Raw genomic sequence first — 1,392 nt, 5'->3', positions numbered from 1 at the left:
CTTCTCTATTCGGGGCGCATGGCGCAACTCCTCATTTGCTGCTCCTGGCCTGAGTGGATGAGGGATGAAGGAGCCTGCGGAGCTCTTGCTTCTCTCCGGGGTCAGCGCATCGGCCGCCGCCATGTTGGGATCAGAGGGGGTGGGCGGAGCCATCTGAGCCGCGCGGTCGGCATCGCCGCCGCTCAAGTTTCCCCGGTCTCGCCCGTCCCGCCGTCCCCGCAGGGACCTCTCCCTCCCGCTCGGGAGGAACCGCGAACCTCGCCTGTGCTGCTGCCGGCTTGGATCAGGCGGCCTTGGTCCAATGGAAGTCCGTTCCGTCGCGCCACATACGGTGCAGGATGATGCCGAGCTTCCGGGCCACGGCGACCACTGCCTTCTGCATGCCGCGCCGCTTCGCTACGCCCATGCCCCAGGCCTTCAGGGCGCTCCACCGGAGGCGTGGGCTGGTGAGCAGCACCAGCCCCGCCTCGAACAGGGCCGCGCGCATCATGGCGTCGCCGCACCGGGAGACCCGGCCCACGCGAGCGGTCTCGCCGGACTGGTAGAGCCGGGGCGTCAGCCCATAGTGAGCACCGATGCATTTCGAGCGGCCGAAGCGGCTTGGGTTGTCAACGCAGGCCCGGAAGGTGAGCGCGACCACCGGTCCGACCCCGGGCGCCGTCATGAGCCGACGGCAGACAGGGTCGTCGCGCACGAGGTCGAGCAGCATCTTGTGCAGCTTAGCGAGCTGCAGCCGCAGCATCGCACGAGCCTCGAGCAGCGGCCCGACCACGGCGGCAACGAAGGGCTCGTCCGCCACGAGTGCCCGAATGCGCCGCTCGAAGCCCGCCGTGCCGACCACGCCGACCTTGAGGCCGAAGTTGCGCAAGCTGCCGCGCAGGTCGTTCTCGAGGTCCTGGACCTTGCGCTGCAGCAGCTTGCGCGAGGTGAGCAGGAGACGGCGCCGCTGGCTTGCCGGCGTCTTGACGTGCACCGCCTTGAACAGGCCAACGCGCATCATCTGGGCGATGCCGTGGGCATCGTTCCGGTCGGTCTTGTTGATCCGCGCCGACAGTGCCGCGTGCATGTGCCGGGTTTCTACGCAGACCGCAGGTAGGTCCGCCTCGACAAGGCCGGCATAGAGCCAAGGCGACATAGGACCTGCCTCCAGGCCGATCCGACCGAACTGGAGGCCGAGCCCTTGCAGCCAGGCTGTGATGGCCGCCGGCTCACTCTCAATGGTCGTGCGCGCGACGACGCTGCCTTGCTCGTCGACGACGCAGATGGCGGTCTCCTTTACGGAGACGTCGAGCCCGACAAAGTGCTGCATGGCGGCCTCCCTGAGCCGGATTGGGTGGGCGGCCATTATGCCGCAGACCAGACGGCGGAAACGGCGCCCCGAATACCCCATCT

The 1,392-nt window shown here is 68.3% G+C and carries 1 protein-coding gene; it reads right to left on the bottom strand.

The window, feature by feature from the left end:
- Positions 1 to 283: 283 nt before the first annotated feature.
- Positions 284 to 1,309, bottom strand: a complete 1,026-nt coding sequence (locus H7965_RS29895; protein WP_186774095.1) for an IS110 family RNA-guided transposase — start codon at positions 1,307 to 1,309, stop codon at positions 284 to 286.
- Positions 1,310 to 1,392 lie beyond the last annotated feature (83 nt).

Source organism: Siccirubricoccus deserti, from assembly GCF_014283215.1.
Taxonomy (GTDB): domain Bacteria; phylum Pseudomonadota; class Alphaproteobacteria; order Acetobacterales; family Acetobacteraceae; genus Siccirubricoccus; species Siccirubricoccus deserti.
The sequence above is the reverse complement of the archived record's forward strand: the minus strand, read 5'-3'. Positions and strand labels throughout refer to the sequence as shown.